Annotated in this window: 15 protein-coding genes and 1 pseudogene; 12 read left to right on the forward strand and 4 right to left on the reverse strand. The window is 72.7% G+C overall.

Annotated elements, in window-relative coordinates:
- Window positions 1–12: 12 nt before the first annotated feature.
- Together egtD and dapB are read left to right on the forward strand one after the other, a co-directional pair.
- Complete coding sequence (egtD, locus tag NDAS_RS03190) at window positions 13–987, forward strand: L-histidine N(alpha)-methyltransferase (RefSeq protein WP_013151693.1); 975 nt, start codon at window positions 13–15, stop codon at window positions 985–987.
- Window positions 988–1131: 144 nt separating this feature from the next.
- A complete protein-coding gene (gene dapB / locus NDAS_RS03195; protein ID WP_013151694.1) occupies window positions 1132–1875 on the forward strand; it encodes a 4-hydroxy-tetrahydrodipicolinate reductase in 744 nt (247 codons plus the stop codon).
- A 174-nt stretch (window positions 1876–2049) separates the two neighbouring features.
- On the opposite strand, the gene NDAS_RS03200 is transcribed toward dapB, so the two are convergent.
- The 3 genes from NDAS_RS03200 to NDAS_RS03210 all read right to left on the reverse strand — a co-directional run bounded on the left by NDAS_RS03200 (window position 2050) and on the right by NDAS_RS03210 (window position 4703).
- Complete coding sequence (locus NDAS_RS03200; RefSeq protein WP_013151695.1) at window positions 2050–2733, reverse strand: class I SAM-dependent DNA methyltransferase; 684 nt, start codon at window positions 2731–2733, stop codon at window positions 2050–2052.
- 421 nt (window positions 2734–3154) lie between these two features.
- Complete coding sequence (locus tag NDAS_RS03205; RefSeq protein WP_013151696.1) at window positions 3155–4027, reverse strand: 1,4-dihydroxy-2-naphthoate polyprenyltransferase; 873 nt, start codon at window positions 4025–4027, stop codon at window positions 3155–3157.
- A 121-nt stretch (window positions 4028–4148) separates the two neighbouring features.
- Complete coding sequence (locus tag NDAS_RS03210) at window positions 4149–4703, reverse strand: GNAT family N-acetyltransferase (protein WP_013151697.1); 555 nt, start codon at window positions 4701–4703, stop codon at window positions 4149–4151.
- Window positions 4704–4799: 96 nt separating this feature from the next.
- Between NDAS_RS03210 and NDAS_RS03215 the strand changes: the two genes are divergently transcribed.
- The 10 genes and pseudogenes from NDAS_RS03215 to NDAS_RS03255 all read left to right on the forward strand — a co-directional run bounded on the left by NDAS_RS03215 (window position 4800) and on the right by NDAS_RS03255 (window position 15719).
- A complete protein-coding gene (locus tag NDAS_RS03215; protein ID WP_071621549.1) occupies window positions 4800–5180 on the forward strand; it encodes a phage holin family protein in 381 nt (126 codons plus the stop codon).
- 353 nt (window positions 5181–5533) lie between these two features.
- On the forward strand, window positions 5534–6505 hold the full coding sequence (dapA, locus tag NDAS_RS03220; RefSeq protein ID WP_013151699.1) for a 4-hydroxy-tetrahydrodipicolinate synthase: 972 nt from the start codon (window positions 5534–5536) through the stop codon (window positions 6503–6505).
- Window positions 6502–8187 carry a ribonuclease J gene (locus NDAS_RS03225; RefSeq protein ID WP_013151700.1) on the forward strand — a complete coding sequence of 562 codons (1686 nt, stop codon included), beginning with the start codon at window positions 6502–6504 and terminating at the stop codon, window positions 8185–8187. The genes dapA and NDAS_RS03225 overlap by 4 nt, the downstream gene beginning before the upstream one ends.
- A gap of 263 nt (window positions 8188–8450) precedes the next feature.
- Window positions 8451–10967 (forward strand): DNA translocase FtsK, encoded by a 2517-nt coding sequence (locus NDAS_RS03230; protein ID WP_013151701.1) that lies wholly within the window; start codon window positions 8451–8453, stop codon window positions 10965–10967.
- A 233-nt stretch (window positions 10968–11200) separates the two neighbouring features.
- Window positions 11201–11344 (forward strand): annotated as a pseudogene (locus NDAS_RS29140) (helix-turn-helix domain-containing protein); the annotation flags it as partial.
- Between the two features lie 407 nt (window positions 11345–11751).
- A complete protein-coding gene (locus NDAS_RS29500) occupies window positions 11752–12438 on the forward strand; it encodes a RodZ domain-containing protein (protein ID WP_049800281.1) in 687 nt (228 codons plus the stop codon).
- A 172-nt stretch (window positions 12439–12610) separates the two neighbouring features.
- Window positions 12611–14053, forward strand: a complete 1443-nt coding sequence (gene rimO, locus NDAS_RS03240; protein ID WP_013151703.1) for a 30S ribosomal protein S12 methylthiotransferase RimO — start codon at window positions 12611–12613, stop codon at window positions 14051–14053.
- A complete protein-coding gene (gene pgsA / locus NDAS_RS03245) occupies window positions 14050–14655 on the forward strand; it encodes a CDP-diacylglycerol--glycerol-3-phosphate 3-phosphatidyltransferase (RefSeq protein ID WP_013151704.1) in 606 nt (201 codons plus the stop codon). Before rimO ends, pgsA begins: the two co-directional genes overlap by 4 nt.
- Window positions 14652–15203, forward strand: a complete 552-nt coding sequence (locus NDAS_RS03250) for a CinA family protein (protein ID WP_013151705.1) — start codon at window positions 14652–14654, stop codon at window positions 15201–15203. Before pgsA ends, NDAS_RS03250 begins: the two co-directional genes overlap by 4 nt.
- A 159-nt stretch (window positions 15204–15362) precedes the next feature.
- Window positions 15363–15719: a helix-turn-helix domain-containing protein gene (locus NDAS_RS03255; protein WP_013151706.1), complete on the forward strand. Its 357-nt coding sequence runs from the start codon at window positions 15363–15365 to the stop codon at window positions 15717–15719.
- A gap of 105 nt (window positions 15720–15824) precedes the next feature.
- On the opposite strand, the gene NDAS_RS03260 is transcribed toward NDAS_RS03255, so the two are convergent.
- A complete protein-coding gene (locus NDAS_RS03260; RefSeq protein ID WP_013151707.1) occupies window positions 15825–16289 on the reverse strand; it encodes an RrF2 family transcriptional regulator in 465 nt (154 codons plus the stop codon).
- Window positions 16290–16397: the final 108 nt, after the last annotated feature.

Here is a 16397-nt window from a genome sequence, read left to right on the forward strand (position 1 = left end):
ACAGGAGGCACCATGTTCCGGATTGACCGAAACCTGACCGCCGACGACCTCGACAAGGCGTTGCGCACCGACGTCGCCGAGGGTCTGACCGCGCGGCCCAAGCGGCTCCCGCCCAAGTGGTTCTACGACGAACGCGGCAGCTCCCTGTTCGAGGAGATCACCGCCCTGCCCGAGTACTACCCCACACGCGCCGAACGCGCGATCCTGGAGCTGCGGGCCGACGAGATCGCCGCCGCGGCGGGCGCCGAGGCGCTCATCGAGCTCGGCTCCGGATCGGGGGTCAAGACCCGCCTGCTCCTGGACGCGATGCGCCGCCAGGGCCGCCTGACCCGCTTCGTGCCCGTCGACGTCAGCGGTGACTTCCTCGACTCCTCCGCCCGCCGCGTGGCCGACGACTACCCCGGCCTGGACGTGCACGCCGTGGTCGGCGACTTCGAGGAGCACCTCGGGCTGCTGCCGGTCGGCGGGGAGGGCGGGCGCCAGTTGCTGGCCGTCCTGGGCTCCACCATCGGCAACCAGGAGCCGGGGCCGCGCGCGGCCTTCCTGCGCGACGTCCGCGGCGTCCTGCGCCCCGGGGACTCGCTGCTGCTGGGCGCGGACCTGGTCAAGGACCCCGCCCGCCTGGTCGCCGCCTACGACGACGCCCGGGGGGTCACCGCGGCCTTCAACCGCAACGTCCTCGCCGTCATCAACCACCGGCTCGGCGCCGACTTCGACCCGGACGCCTTCGACCACGTGGCGCGCTGGAACGCCGAGCGCGAGTGGATCGAGATGCGGCTGCGCTCCCGGGCCGCCCAGCGCGTGCGGATCGCCGACCTGGACCTGGAGGTCGAGTTCGCCCCCGGGGAGGAGACGCGCACCGAGGTCTCCGCCAAGTTCCGCAGGGAGGGGCTGACCGCGGAGCTGGAGGGGGCGGGGTTCGCCCCCACCCACTGGTGGACCGATCCCGCGGGGGACTTCGCGCTCACCCTGGCCGACGTCCGCTGACACCGAAGGGGCAGGTCCTGCCACGGGTGTCCGGTGGCGCTGCCCGGCCGCGCCCGCCGGAGAGGCGGCCCGGTCGGGCACGTCCGCCCACGTCGCGGGCCGGGCCGCGACGACCCGCCTCCCCGGCTCCGGTACGCTCGTGCCGTGTTCAAGGTAGGAGTTTTCGGCGCCGACGGGCGCATGGGGTCAGAGGTCGTCCGAGCGGTGCGGGGCGCCGACGACATGGAACTCGTCGCGGGGGTGGACGCCGCCAGCGACAGGGAGGCGGTGCTGGGGGCCGACTGCGTCGTCGACTTCACCCACCCCGACGCGGTGATGGACAACCTGGAGTGGCTCATCGGCCACGGGATCCACGCCGTCGTCGGCACCAGCGGGTTCGACGAGGCCAGGCTGGAGCGCGTGCGCCGGATGCAGGAGGCGAAGCCGGGGGCCAAGGTGCTCATCGCCCCCAACTTCGGCATCGCCGCCGTCCTGATGATGCACTTCGCGCGCAAGGCCGCGCCGTACTTCGACTCGACCGAGATCATCGAGCTGCACCACCCGAACAAGGCCGACGCCCCCAGCGGCACCGCCTACCGGACGGCCGAGCTGGTCGCCGAGGCCCGCCGCGCGGCCGGGACCGCGCCGATGCCCGACGCCACCACCTCCGAGATCCCCGGCGCCCGGGGCGCCGACGTGGAGGGCGTGCGGGTGCACGCGCTGCGCATCGCCGGGCTCATCGCCCACCAGGAGGTCGTGTTCGGCACCGACGGGGAGACCCTCAAGATCCGGCACGACTCGATGAACCGCGCCTCGTTCATGCCGGGCGTGCTGCTGGGCGTGCGCGGGGTGGACGGCCTCGCCGACCCCCTCACCGTGGGCCTGGACGCGCTCCTCGACCTGGACTAGCGGTCCGGCCCGAACCGTCGCCGACGGCGGGAGGCGCGGTCCCGACCCGCGTTGGTCCCGCACCTGTGGCCGGTGCCGGGCCCGAACCCCGCCACGGGTTCGAGACCACGCCGACGAGGGCGCTCTCCGGACGCCGCACGGGGGCCGCGCGCAGCGCGCGGCCCCCGTCCCGTCTCACGCGCCGCGACGGCAGGTGAGGAACACCTGGACCTCGGGCCGGGCGCCCTCGGGCTCGTAGGAGACCACCCGCTCGTCCTCCACGATCAGCCCGGCCTCCTCCACCACCCGGCGCAGCTCCCCGTTCGGGTAGCCCGACACCCGGACGTCCGTGCCCAGGAAGGGGATCGGGGCGTCGTCCAGGTCGGCCTCCACCATGGACAGGCACAGCAGGCCGCCCGGGACCAGCGAGGCGCGCACGCGGCTCAGCGCCTCGGGGATGCGGGCCTTGGGCAGGCACAGCAGGGAGAAGAACGCCACGATGGCGTCGTAGGAGGACTCCGCGGGGTCCAGGTCGAGGATGTCGGCCCGGACGAACGTCGCCTCCGGCACGTTGCGACGGGCGATCTCGACCATCCGCCCGGAGATCTCGTAGCCGGTCACCCGCGCCCCCGCCGCCACCAGCTGCCGGGCGGTGGGCACACCCGTACCCGAGCCCAGGTCGAGCACGTGCGCGCCGGGCGGCAGCAGGTCCAGCAGCCGGCGCACCCGGTCCTCCTGGCCCTCCTTGCGGGGGAAGGCCTCGTCGTAGCGCTCGCCGATCGCGTCGAACGCCGCGGCCTGGAGGGCCGAGCGCCGCGCCCACTCCTCCGGATCCGGAACGTGGTCGAGGGGGTCGGGGGCGGTGTTCTCGCTGGGCACGGTGTCGTCTCTCCCTGCCGTGTCGTACGCGCGTGTCTGGGGTGCGCGCATCCTAACCCGTTCCCGCCGGACCGGGGCCCGGCGCCGCCTCCCGGCGCCCGGCGTGTCGTCTCGGCGCCCGTCCGCCACCGGCGGGTCCAGGACCTCCACGGGGATCTCCGGGTCCAGGCCGGTCGGCGGGGGACCCCCTCCGGCGGGTCGGTCCTGCGGCCGAGGGAGGCCCCGGGCCTCCGGGGAGCCCCGGCCGGGCCGCCTCCGGAGCAGGCGGTCGCGATCAGCGTCAGCGCGGCGGCGACGAGCGCCACCGCGGTCGTGCGGGGGCCGCCATGCCCCGGAAGGCTGGGACCCGTGGGTCCTCCCCCGGCGGCCACGGGCGCGTCCGGACCCGCTCACGAAGGGTCGGCCGCGTGCGGCCGCCGCCTCACCCCAGGAGCAGGGCGACCGAGAACAGCACGCCGAACGCCATCTGGAGCCTTCCCGTCTCACCCAGGCCCAGCACCAGGTCGCGGCCGGTCTGGCCGCCCAGCACGCGCCGCAGCGGCGGCACCGCCAGCGGCGCCGACACCAGCACCAGCGGCGTCCACCAGAACACCGGGGTCAGCGCCAGCGCCACCAGGTAGGACAGCGCGATCGCGCCCCCGTACAGGCGGCGGGTGCCGGCGTCGCCCAGCCGCACGGCCAGCGTGACCTTGCCGGTCTCGCGGTCGGTCGGGATGTCGCGCAGGTTGTTGATCACCAGCACCGAGCAGGACAGCAGGCCCACCGGCACCGACGCCACCCAGGCCTGCCAGGGCGCGGAGCCCAGCTGCACGAAGACCGTGCCCACCACGGCCACGACGCCGAAGAACACGAACACCGAGACCTCGCCCAGGCCCCGGTAGCCGTAGGGGCTGCGGCCCCCCGTGTAGTACCAGGCCGCCGCGATCGCCAGGGCGCCCACCAGCAGCAGCCACCACGAGGACGCGACCACCAGCACCAGGCCCACCACCCCCGCGAACGCGAAGCTGGCCAGGGCCGCCGCCAGCACCTGCCGAGGGGCGGCCAGGCCGGTCGCGGTCAGCCGGGTCGGCCCCGTCCGCGCCTCGGTGTCGGTGCCCTTGACGCCGTCGCTGTAGTCGTTGGCGAAGTTCACGCCGACCTGGAGCGCCATGGACACCACCAGGGCCAGCAGCGCCTTCCACCAGACGAACCCGTCCAGGGCGAAGGCCAGGGCCGTGCCGACGGCCACCGGAACGATCGAATTCGGAAGCGTACGGGGGCGCAGCCCCGAGACCCATTCACTGACCGTGGCCACGCTCCGGCCCTCCCCGCTCACCACCGGCGCACCCGTGCGCGCCGCGACAACCACCCCACGTTAGACCCTGTCGGCGGCGCTCCCGCCCGCGCCCCGGCGCCGGGGCGCGGGTCGGCCCCCGCTACTGGGAGATGGCCGCGTGCAGGCGCACCATCGGCAGCAGCCGCCCCATGTCGATCTCGCGGCGGGCGCCGTCCGCGCGCCAGCCCGAGGCCTCGAAGAACGCCCGCAGCGCGTTGTCGGCCTCGGGCACCCACACGTGCAGGGTGGCGAAGCCGTCCTCGACCAGGTGGTCCACGCACGCGTTCACCAGGCGGCTGCCGTGCCCCTGACGCGCCCGCTCGGGGTCCACGTGCAGGGCGAACACCTCCGCGTCCTTGGCGGGCCACAGGTCCGGGTCCCCGGCGGGGCCGAACGCGGCGAAGCCCGCGACCGTGCGCACCCCCTCCACCTCGTCGGTGGCCACCACCAGCCGGTGGCGGGAGGTCGGCGGCGACTCCAGGGCGGCCGTCCACTGCTCGCGGAACCGCTCCCTGGCCTCCTCGCCGCCCAGGCCCCCGGACACCTCCTCGGGCAGCAGCGACCCGTACACCGCCCGCCACGACGCCACCTGGATGTCGACGACCGCTTCCACGTCGGCGGTACGGGCGGGACGGACGAACCGGGCACTGGACACGGGGAACTCTCCTTCGGGGGTGGGCGACACGCCTGGCGACAAGATCACCTACGCCGGAGTTTCCGGACCTTGCCACAGCATGGGAACATCTACGTTGTGAGCCTCATTATCAGAGTTATCGTGAACGCGCTCGCCCTTTGGGCGGCTGTCCTCCTGATCGACGGCATCGAAGTCACCGCGCAGGACACGGTCGGCCAGATCCTGGTCTACCTCGCCGTCGGCGCCATCTTCGGCGTGGTCAACGCGGTCATCAAACCGATCGTCAAAACGGTCGGATGCCTGTTCTACGCTCTGACCCTGGGGCTGATCGGCCTCCTGGTGAACGCGCTGCTGCTCATGCTCACCAACTGGATCGCGGGCCTGTTCGACCTGCCCTTCCACATCGACGGGTTCTGGCCCGCCTTCTGGGGCGCGATCGTCGTCACCATCGTCAGCTGGCTGCTCAGCATGTTCCTGCCCGACGGCAGCGACGACTAGCCTCCTGCCACGGATCCCGTCCGCCCCGAACCGCGGGCGGACCCCGGGCCCGGCCGGATGGCACGGGCCCGGGACGGGTAGGTTCGTCTTACCGGGGACCACTCAACCTCGACCCACGAGGACGGTGGACCGGACGGGGCCCTGCCCCCAGCCCCCGACACGGGGCACCACAGATCTTTCCCGCGACCGTCGCGCATCCGCCGGTCGCGGTGGCGCGCACGCAGCGCCGACCACCCGTGCCCGAGGCACACCCGCACGGGAGACCACAACTGTTTCGGAGTACACCGAGAGGAGGAGGGGCAACCACGGACCCCACCGCCCGAGGGCGGCGGTCCGCACGCCTTTCACACACGATGATGGACACAAAGAACCGGCCGTTCGGCAAGATGTTGACCGCGATGGTCACTCCGATGCTGGAGGACGGGGAACTCGACTACGAGGGCGCGGCCCGACTGGCCACCTACCTCGTCGACGAACAGCACAACGACGGCCTCGTCATCAGCGGCACCACCGGCGAGTCGCCCACCACCAGCGACGACGAGAAGGACCGGCTGCTCCGGACCGTCCTGGAGGCGGTCGGCGACCGCGCCACGATCGTGGCCGGGGTCGGCACCAACGACACCCGCCACAGCATCCGGCTGGCCCAGGCGGCCGAGAAGGCGGGGGCGCACGGTCTGCTGACCGTCACCCCCTACTACAACAAGCCGCCGCAGGAAGGCCTCATCCGGCACTTCACGTCGATCGCCGACTCCACCGACCTGCCGGTGATGCTCTACGACATCCCGCACCGCACCGGGACGCCGATCGCCTCCGAGACCCTGGTCCGCCTGGCCGAGCACCCGCGCATCGTCGCCAACAAGGACGCCAAGGACAACGTCGGCGCCAGCTCCTGGGTCATGGAGCGCACCGACCTGGCCTTCTACTGCGGCACCGACATCCTCAACCTGCCGCTGCTGTCCGTCGGCGCGGCCGGGTTCGTCAGCGTCGTCGGCCACATCGTGGGCGCCGACCTGTGCGACATGATCGACGCCTTCGAGAAGGGCGAGGTCGGCCAGGCCCTGGCCATCCACCGCCGCCTCACGCCGGTCTACACGGGCATGTTCCGCACCCAGGGCGTCATCACGACCAAGGCCGTCCTCAACCTGTTCGGCCTGCCCTCCGGGCCGGTCCGCACCCCGCTCGCCGACGCCTCCGCCGAGCTCCAGGCCCTCCTGCGCGAGGACCTGGCCGCCGCGGGCGTCAAGGGCCCCATCGGGCTCGCCCCGCACCAGGCCGTCCCGGCCAGCGCCGTCGCCGTCGAGCGCCTCACGGAGGGATCCGTATGAGCCACCCGCATCCCGAACTGGGCTCGCCGCCGCCCCTGGGCAAGGGCGTGCTGCGCATCGTCCCGCTGGGCGGCCTCGGCGAGATCGGCCGCAACATGACGGTCTTCGAGTACGGCGGGCGCCTGCTCATCGTGGACTGCGGCGTGCTCTTCCCCGAGGAGGAGCAGCCCGGCGTCGACCTGATCCTGCCGGACTTCGACTACATCCGGGACCGGCTCGACGACATCGAGGCGGTCGTGCTCACCCACGGGCACGAGGACCACATCGGCGGCGTGCCGTTCCTGCTGCGTGAGCGGGCCGACATCCCGATCGTCGGCTCCAAGCTCACCCTGGCGCTGATCACCGCCAAGCTCGGCGAGCACCGCATCAAGCCCGAGACCGTGCTGGTGGAGGAGGGCGAGCGACACGACTTCGGCCCCTTCGACCTGGAGTTCTTCGCGGTCAACCACTCCATCCCGGACGCTCTGGCCGTGGGCATCCGCACCCCGGGCGGGTCGGTGCTGCACACCGGCGACTTCAAGATGGACCAGCTGCCGCTGGACGGGCGCCTGACCGACCTGGCCGGGTTCGCCCGGTTCGGCGACGAGGGCGTGGACCTGCTGCTGTCGGACTCCACCAACGCCGAGCAGCCCGGCTTCATCGTCAACGAGCGCAACCTGACCGAGGCCATCGACAAGGTGTTCCGGCAGTCCCAGAAGCGCATCGTGGTGGCCTGCTTCGCCTCGCACGTGCACCGCGTCCAGCAGGTCATCGACGCGGCCGTCGAGCACGGGCGCAAGATCGCCTTCGTGGGCCGCTCCATGGTCCGCAACATGAACATCGCGCGCGACCTGGGCTACCTGAGCATCCCCGGCGACACGGTCGTCGACGTCAAGCAGCTCGACCATCTGCGCCCGGACGAGGTGCTCCTGGTGTGCACGGGCTCGCAGGGCGAGCCGATGGCCGCGCTCAGCCGCATGGCCAACCGGGACCACCAGATCCGCATCGAGGAGGGCGACACCATCCTGCTCGCCTCGTCGCTGATCCCGGGCAACGAGAACTCGGTCAACCGGGTGATCAACGGCCTGACCCGCTGGGGGGCCAAGGTCGTGCACAAGGGCAACGCCCTGGTGCACGTCTCCGGCCACGCGCCCGCGGGCGAGCTGATGTACGTGCTCAACATGGTCCGCCCGCGCAACTTCATGCCCGTGCACGGCGAGTGGCGGCACATGCGCGCCCACGCCGACCTGGCCAGGCTGACCGGGGTCCCGAGCGACCGGATCGTCATCGCCGAGGACGGCGTGGTCGTGGACCTGCACAAGAACCGGGCCAGGATCGTCGGCGCGGTGCAGGCCGGGTACGTGTACGTGGACGGCTCCTCGGTCGGCGACGTCACCGACGCCGCGCTCAAGGACCGCCGGGTCCTCGGCGAGGAGGGGTTCATCTCCGTCGTCGTGGCGGTGGACTCCGGCTCCGGCAAGATCCTGGGCGAGCCCGAGATCCACACTCGGGGCGCGGGCATCGGCGCCGACGCCTACGACGACGTCATCGACCGCATCCAGGACGCGCTGGACAAGGCGGCCCGGGACGGGGTCAACGACCCCCACCAGCTGCGCCAGCTCATCCGCCGCAGCGCCGGCCGCTGGGTCAACGAGACCTACCGGCGGCGGCCCATGATCATCCCCGTCCTGGTCGAGGTCTGACCGGCACCCGACGACGACGAACGGCCCGACGCCGCACCGCGGCGGTACGGGCCGTTCGCGTCGCCGGGACCGAAAACCGGTACCGGGGCGGTGACGGGACCGGGGCCCGGGTCGGGCGGCGGTGGGACGGGGAGCACAGCGGCGCCCGTGCGACACGCCGCGCGGGATACGGGCGCCGGGGGTGGACGCCGCAGTAGGCTGCCCGCCGTGGCGGGCCGTCCTGCCCGACCGTCCGCACGACCCCGTCCCCTGGAGGTGACCCCATGGCCACGCGCGCCTCCTCCGGCGGTTCCGGACGCAAGAAGCCCGCCGCGCGCAAGCCCGCGGCGAAGAAGCGCATGCCCGACGGGCCCATCGCCTTCGCCGTCACCATGTTCGGCCAGTTCCTGCTGGTGCTGTGGAAGCTCGTCGCGCACACCGTCGGCGGCTCCGCCCGCGCGGTCGGCCGCGGCGCGCGCGGCCTCGACCCCGACCTGCGCCGCGACGGCGCCGGGCTGGTCCTGCTGGCCTCGGGCGTCCTCATCGCCGCCGCCGTGTGGTGGAACAGCGACGGGCTGCTCCTGGAGTACACCCGCACGGTCGTGGTCGGCGCCTTCGGCACGTTCTCGCCGATCCTGCCGCTGCTGTTCCTGCCGATCGCGGTCAGGCTCATGCGCACTCCCGGCGACAGCAAGGAGGGCGACGCCGGGCGGCTGCTCATCGGCTTCAGCTCGATCATGCTGGGCCTGCTGGGCCTCATCCACATCGCCCACGGCATCCCGCAGCCCTCCGAGGGCCTGGCGGCCCTCCAGGAGGCCGGCGGGCTCATCGGCTTCGTCGCCTCGGGGCCGCTCAGCGCCGTCGTCACCCCGTGGCTGACCGGCGTCCTGCTGGCCCTGGTGCTGGTCTTCGGGATCCTCGTGGTCACCGCCACACCCATCCGGCGCATCCCCGAGCGCCTCCAGGTCCTGTTCGGGGCGCTCATGGAGCGCGACACCGGCCCCGACGCGGGCATCGGCCTGCTGGGGGCGGAGAAGAAGAAGCCCGCCAAGCCGCGCAGGAGCGGGCCCGGGAAGAAGAAGGCCACGGGCACGGTCGCGGGCGACCACGAGCGCCCCTACGACAGCCCGGTGCTGCCCGACGAGCCCATCGCCCCCGCCCTCACCGACGAGGAGGAGGCCGCGCGGACCGGCGCCGAGGCCCCGGAACCGGCCGTGGAAGCGGCGGAGGCCGCGCCCAGGGGCAAGAAGGCCGCCCGTGCCAAGCGGGAGGTCCCCGACCCCACCCCGGCGCCCGCCACCACCGAGCAGCTCACCATCCCCTCCCGTGTGGTGGAGGGCGACTACGAGCTGCCCGCGCCGACCATGCTCAAGCCCGGCAGCCCGGTCAAGCCGCGCACCAAGGCCAACGACGAGGTCGTCGAAGCCCTGTCGGGGGTGCTCACCCAGTTCAACATCGACGCCGACGTCACCGGCTTCACCCGCGGGCCGACGGTGACCCGCTACGAGATCGAACTGGGCCCCGCGGTCAAGGTCGAGAAGGTCACCGCCCTGGCCAAGAACATCTCCCTGGCGGTCAAGAGCGCCGACGTGCGCATCCAGTCGCCCATCCCCGGCAAGTCCGCCATCGGCGTGGAGATCCCCAACACCGACAAGGACCTGGTGAGCCTGGGCGACGTGCTGCGCTCGCCCGCGGCGACCTCCGACGACCACCCCATGCTGGTGGGCCTGGGCAAGGACGTCGAGGGCTCCAACGTGGTCGCGAACCTGGCCAAGATGCCGCACGTCCTGGTCGCCGGTGCCACCGGCGCGGGCAAGTCCACCTGCATCAACGGGCTCATCACCTCGCTGATGATGCGCGCCACCCCCGACGAGGTGCGGATGATCCTGGTCGACCCCAAGCGGGTCGAGCTGACCATGTACGAGGGCATCCCGCACCTGATCACCCCCATCATCACCAACCCCAAGCGGGCCGCGGAGGCCCTCCAGTGGGTGGTGGGGGAGATGGACCGGCGCTACGACGACCTGGCCGCCTCCGGGTACCGGCACGTGGACGACTTCAACGCCGCCGTGCGCACCGGGGAGCTGACCGCCCCGCCCGGCAGCGAGCGCCAGTACGAGCCCTACCCCTACCTGCTGGTCATCGTGGACGAGCTGGCCGACCTGATGATGGTCGCCCCCCGCGACGTGGAGGATGCCGTCGTGCGCATCACCCAGCTGGCCCGCGCCGCCGGGATCCACCTGGTGCTGGCCACCCAGCGGCCCAGCGTCGACGTCGTCACCGGTCTGATCAAGGCCAACGTGCCCTCCCGTCTGGCCTTCGCCACCTCCAGCCTCTCCGACAGCCGCGTCATCCTCGACCAGCCCGGCGCCGAGAAGCTGGTCGGCAAGGGCGACTCGCTCTTCCTCCCCATGGGCGCGGGCAAGCCCATCCGCCTCCAGAACGCCTGGGTGTCGGAGAAGGAGATCCGGGCGATCGTCGAGCACTGCAAGAAGCAGTCCGAGCCCAGCTACCGCGAGGACGTGGCCGTCCCCGACGCCAAGAAGAAGGAGATCGACGAGGACATCGGCGACGATCTCGACCTGCTCCTCCAGGCCGTCGAGCTGGTGGTCACCACCCAGTTCGGGTCCACGTCCATGCTCCAGCGCAAGCTCCGGGTGGGCTTCGCCAAGGCGGGCCGCCTGATGGACCTCATGGAGAGCCGCGACGTGGTCGGCCCCAGCGAGGGCTCCAAGGCCCGCGACGTGCTCGTCCAGCCCGACGACCTGCCCGCCGTGCTGGCCGACATCCGCGGTTCCTGACCGGCGCCGCCGCGTCCGCGCGGCGGCGCGCGGGCGCCGACCGGCATCCGGGAAGTCGGGCTTCCGACCCCGTGTTACGGCCTTTCCCGAAACTCCACTGGCATCCCTTAAAAACAGGCATGCCCGATTTGGTGGGATCTTGGAGGCTTCATGGGGCGTGGTGACCTGCGCGAAAGCGCCCCGGGCGGCAGAGTGGTCTCTTGCAGCTACACACAGTCGCGGGGGGAGTGCGCATGGCGACGATCGGTCAGACCCTGTCCGCCGCCCGGGTCGCGGCGGGGTACACGGTCGCGGACCTCAGTATCCGTACACGTATCCGGGAACCCGTCCTCACGGCCATCGAGCAGGAGGACTTCTTCTCCTGCGGCGGGGACTTCTACGCACGCGGCCACATCCGCGGCATCTGCCGCACGCTCGGCCTGGACCCGGCGCCGCTCCTGGCCGAGTACGACCGCGAGCACGCGTCCCGCGCCATACCCGTCTTCGTCCCCCCGCAGCGCCACCCGGCGTCCGTGCCCGAGGCGGCGCGCGCGGCCGCCGCCGCGCGCGCCGAGACCCGTCCCGGGGAGGACGGGGAGGCGGTGATGGCCCACCGCTTCGGCGAGGACGACTCCGGAGTCGGCGCCCAGCGCTGGGGCCACTTCGAACGCAGGCAATTCCTGACGCGCCAGCCCGACGATGAGCCCCAGGAGCCCCAGGAGCGCCGGGGCCCCCGCAGGCCGCGGCGGGCCGGGTGGATCCCCGGCCCCGCGGGACCGCGGAGGGACGCCGCCCCCGTGCCCGGGTGCCCGAGGAGGGGGACCCCGAGGGCGGGGCTCCCGAGGACAGGTCCGCCGACGCGGGTCCCGCCCGGGTCGGCTCCGCGCAGGTCGGCCCCGTGCGGAGCGGGCACGCCGACGGCAGGCACCGCGGCGGCGGGCCCCGGAGCGCCAGGCACCAGGGGGGCGGGACCCGGGTCGGCAGGCACGGCCGGGGCGACCCCGTCACCCGCCCCGTGGTCATCGCCGCCCGCCCCCGGCCCGTCGACGCCGTCCGGCGCCACTGGCCCTGGGCCGTGGTCGGGGCCATCTTCCTCCTGGCGCTCTTCGTCGGGGTCCGCACCTGGCAGGACTGGGACGCGGGCAACCCGCTGCGCTCGGCCTTCGACTCCTCCGCCACCGAGAGGACCGTCGACTCCGCCGTGGGGGCGGAGGAGGCCGCGGCGGAGCAGGGGCCCGTCGAGTTCGCCGTCGAACTCGGCGCCTCCGGACGCAGCTGGGTCGAGGTCACCGGGGCCGACGGCGAGGACCTCTACGTCGGCTACCTGCTGGAGGGCGACGTCAAGGAGTACGTGACCGAGGACATGCTCAACCTGTGGGTCGGCGACGCCGGGGCGGTCAGCGTGACCGTCAACGGCGAGAGCTCCGGACCCCTCGGCCTTCCGGGCGAGGTCAAGGAGATCGTCATCGGTCCGGACGGCGTGCAGCAGTGACCGGACCGCGCCCCGGCCCGGAGCGATCCGGGCCGGGGTACGGGCGGGTGAGCCGACCAAGGTAATGTGGGGGGCTGCGGGCGGCGCCGGGCTGCGCCGTGCACTGAGCACGGCCGACCGGTCCGGGACGGCCCCCCGCGCCACCCGAAGCTCTCCCACACGCTTGGAAGCCATGTCATCGCGCCGTACTGTCTCACTCGTCACCCTGGGGTGTGCGCGTAACGAGGTCGACTCCGAAGAGCTGGCCGGGCGCCTGTCCGCTGGCGGCTGGGACCTCGTCGAGGGCGACACCGAGGCCGACGTCACCATCGTCAACACCTGCGGGTTCATCGACGCGGCCAAGCAGGACTCCATCGAGACCCTCCTGGAAGCGGCGGAGAACGGCGGCAGAGTCGTCGCCGCCGGGTGCATGGCCGAGCGCTACGGCTCCGAGCTGGCCCAGGCCCTGCCCGAGGCGCAGGTCATCGGATTCGACGACTACGCCGCCATCACCGACCGGCTCGACGACGTCGTGGCCGGGCGGACCCTGGTCCCGCACGACCCCCGCGACCGGCGCACGCTGCTGCCGATCAGCCCGGCCGAGCGCGACGCCTCCCAGGCCCACGTCCCCGGCCACGCCAGCTTCGCCGAATCCGCCGGGGCCGAGGGCACCGAGCTGCCCTACCGCGCCTCCGTCCCGCGCCGCCGCCTCGTCGGCGGACCGGTGGCCAACCTCAAGATCGCCTCCGGCTGCGACCGGCGCTGCACCTTCTGCGCCATCCCGACCTTCCGGGGGGCCTACCTCTCCCGCCGCCCCGACGACATCGTGCGCGAGGCCGAGTGGCTGGCCTCCGAGGGCGTGCGCGAGGTGTTCCTGGTCAGCGAGAACTCCACCTCCTACGGCAAGGACCTGGGCGACGTGCGCGCCCTGGAGAAGCTCCTGCCCCGCCTGGCCGCAGTCGAGGGCCTGGAGCGGGTCCGGGTCAGCTACCTCCAGCCCGCCGAGGTCCGCCCCGGCCTGGTGGACGTGCTCACCGGGACCCCCGGCGTGGTGCCCTACTTCGACCTGTCCTTCCAGCACGCCAGCGGCACCCTGCTGCGCCGCATGCGCCGCTTCGGAGACCGCGAGCGCTTCCTGGAGCTGCTGGACACGGTCCGCAAGCGCGCGCCCGAGGCGGGCTCGCGCTCCAACTTCATCGTGGGCTTCCCCGGTGAGACCGAGGCCGAGTTCGAGGACCTGGTCTCCTTCCTCTCCGAGGCCCGGCTGGACGCCATCGGCGTGTTCGGCTACTCCGACGAGGAGGGCACCGAGGCCTTCGGCCACGAGGGCAAGCTGCCCGACGAGGTCGTCGCCGAGCGCGTGGACCGGCTCAACCGCCTCTCCGAGGAGCTGATGACCCAGCGCGCCGAGGAGCGGATCGGTTCGGAGGTCACCGTCCTGGTGGAGACGGTGCTGGAGGACGGCGCCTACGAGGGCCGCGCCGAGCACCAGGCACCCGAGGTGGACGGCAGCACGATCCTCTACGGCGAGGGCCTCGCCGTCGGCGACCTGGTGCGCGCCACCGTCATCCAGTCGGCCGGGGCCGACCTCATCGCGGAGCAGGACGACACCCACGGGGAAGCCGCGGACAGATGAGCACCCCCGACCCCGCGGCCACCCCCGCCCCCCGCGTTCCCCTGTGGAACATCGCGAACATCCTCACGATGAGCCGCCTGGTCATGGTGCCGCTCTTCGTGTGGCTCATGTTCCTGGACGGCTCGTGGTGGCGGTTCGCCGCCTTCTCCGTCTTCGTGCTGGCCGCCATCACCGACCGGGTCGACGGCGAGATCGCCCGCCGCCGCAACCTGGTCACCGACTTCGGCAAGATCGTCGACCCGATCGCCGACAAGGCGCTCACCGGCTCCGCGCTGGTCGTGCTCTCCCTCCAGGGCGACCTGTGGTGGTGGGTGACCATCGCCATCCTGGTCCGCGAATGGGGCGTCACGGCGCTGCGCTTCGCGGTCCTGCGCTACGTGGTCATGCCGGCCAGCCAGGGCGGCAAACTCAAGACGGTCCTCCAGATCGTCGCGATCAGCGTCTACCTCTTCCCGCTCCAGGTGCTGCCCTTCAGCGAGGTCTTCGTCTGGTTCGCGCACGTCGTGATGGCCGCCGCGCTGGCGGTCACCCTGTGGACCGGCCTGACCTACGTGTTCGACGCCGTCCGCGCGGTGCGCGCCCGCAAGGGCCCCGCCGCGTGACGGGGGAGCAGGGCCCGCCGGACGCCGGTGACCCGGACCCGCGTGCCGGGGCGCTGGCCGCGGCCGGGGCCGCCCACCGGGCCCTGCTCGCCGCCGGCGCCACCTGCGCCACCGCCGAGTCGCTGACCGGCGGCCTCGTCGGCGCCCACCTCACCGCGATCCCGGGCGCCTCGGGCACCTACCGGGGCGGTGTCGTGGCCTACGCCACCGACGCCAAGGACAGCGTCCTGGGCGTGCCCGCGGACCTCCTGGCCGAGCACGGCGCGGTCCACCCGGAGGTGGCCGGGCACATGGCGCTCGGCGTCCGCCGCCTGCTCGGCTCCGACTACGGAGTCGCGGTCACCGGCGTGGCCGGACCCGATCCCCAGGACGGCCAGCCCGTCGGCACGGTCTTTGTGGCCGTCGCCACGCCCGATGGAGCCACACGGGGCCGCCGTTTCCGTTTCACCGGGGACCGTGCGGGTATCCGATACCGCACGGTCGAGGGGGCGCTGCTGCTCCTGGAAACCGCTGTGCGCGGGAGCATGGAAGGAAACGCCCGAGGCTGAACTTTTCGGGCTGTTCTTCCTTTCCCCACCCTTGGGAACAAAACCACCCCCGGGCGGGGTTCCCCCTCCAGCGAACAGGACGGCAAGAGGTGCCCGAATCGGGCGTGGGACAGGTACGGTGGTGTATATGAAGGTCGCTACCGGTGGGAGGGAGCGCGAATGATGGTCCTGCTTCGTCACCTACTTGGTGACGTGCTCAGGCGGCTCCGGCAGCGCCAGGGCCGCACCCTCCGTGAGGTGTCGGCCGATGCACGTGTATCCCTCGGTTACCTGTCGGAGGTCGAGCGCGGGCAGAAGGAAGCCTCTTCCGAACTGCTCTCCTCGATCTGCGGGGCGCTGGGCGTCCCGCTCTCGCAGGTACTGAGAGAGGTCTCCGACCAGCTCGCCCTCGCCGAGCTCCAGGAGGCCGCGCTGCTGGGTGACGCGGTCACGACCGACCCCGTCTCCGCCCAGGACCTCGGCATCGACCCGGTACCGGATCGCGTTCCCCAAGTCGCCGACATGGTGGGGGTCTGACCCCTCCTCGGAACTGTCCGTCCATCGTCACCGTGACCACGACGAAGGAGCCGACCAGACGGTCGGCTCCTTCGGTGTTCACGGGACCTGCGCTCGGGGCGGCGGTCAGCGGTGGGTGTGGTTCACCCAGGCCTCGGGGTCCTCGGCCAACGAGCGCACCGTCTCGGGCAGCTCGTTGGTCACCAGGTGCTGGAGGTTGACGCCCTCCAGGATCGCGCGCTCGCTGGCGCGCAGGGCGATCCACACCTGCTGGAGGCTGCGGGCCGCGCCGTCGTAGTCCACGTGCTCGGGGCGCTCCCCGCGCACGTTGGCGAGCGGTCCGTCGACCGCGCGGATGATGTCGGCCAGGGAGATCTCCCCCGCCGGACGGGCCAGCCAGTAGCCGCCGACGGGGCCGCGCTGGCTGCGTACCAGACCGGCCCGGCGTAGCTGGGTGAGGATGTTCTCGAGGAATTTTCCGGGGATGGCCTGCGCGCGTGCGAGCTGTTCGGCCGTCACCGGCCCCTCGTCGGCGACGGCGAGTTCCGCCGCCGCGCGTAGCGCGTAGTCGACCCGGGCTGAAAGGCGCATGCTGTGATTATGCCGTGTGTAAGTGGGCGAATGGGGCACCGGCCGTCGACGGGAACGCCGTCGACCGGGATGCTTCAGGCCAAGGGTACTTCTCCTACCGGGTTGCGG

Origin of the sequence: Nocardiopsis dassonvillei subsp. dassonvillei DSM 43111 (assembly GCF_000092985.1) — a bacterium.
Taxonomy (GTDB): domain Bacteria; phylum Actinomycetota; class Actinomycetes; order Streptosporangiales; family Streptosporangiaceae; genus Nocardiopsis; species Nocardiopsis dassonvillei.

Excerpts from the sequence above, each read along its gene's own strand:
- egtD (WP_013151693.1), top strand. The coding sequence starts at position 13 with ATGTTCCGGATTGACCGAAACCTGACCGCCGACGACCTCGACAAGGCG.
- dapA (WP_013151699.1), top strand. The coding sequence starts at position 5,534 with ATGATGGACACAAAGAACCGGCCGTTCGGCAAGATGTTGACCGCGATG.
- NDAS_RS03225 (WP_013151700.1), top strand. The coding sequence starts at position 6,502 with ATGAGCCACCCGCATCCCGAACTGGGCTCGCCGCCGCCCCTGGGCAAG.
- NDAS_RS03230 (WP_013151701.1), top strand. The coding sequence starts at position 8,451 with ATGGCCACGCGCGCCTCCTCCGGCGGTTCCGGACGCAAGAAGCCCGCC.
- rimO (WP_013151703.1), top strand. The coding sequence starts at position 12,611 with ATGTCATCGCGCCGTACTGTCTCACTCGTCACCCTGGGGTGTGCGCGT.
- pgsA (WP_013151704.1), top strand. The coding sequence starts at position 14,050 with ATGAGCACCCCCGACCCCGCGGCCACCCCCGCCCCCCGCGTTCCCCTG.
- NDAS_RS03255 (WP_013151706.1), top strand. The coding sequence starts at position 15,363 with ATGATGGTCCTGCTTCGTCACCTACTTGGTGACGTGCTCAGGCGGCTC.
- NDAS_RS03260 (WP_013151707.1), bottom strand. The coding sequence starts at position 16,289 with ATGCGCCTTTCAGCCCGGGTCGACTACGCGCTACGCGCGGCGGCGGAA.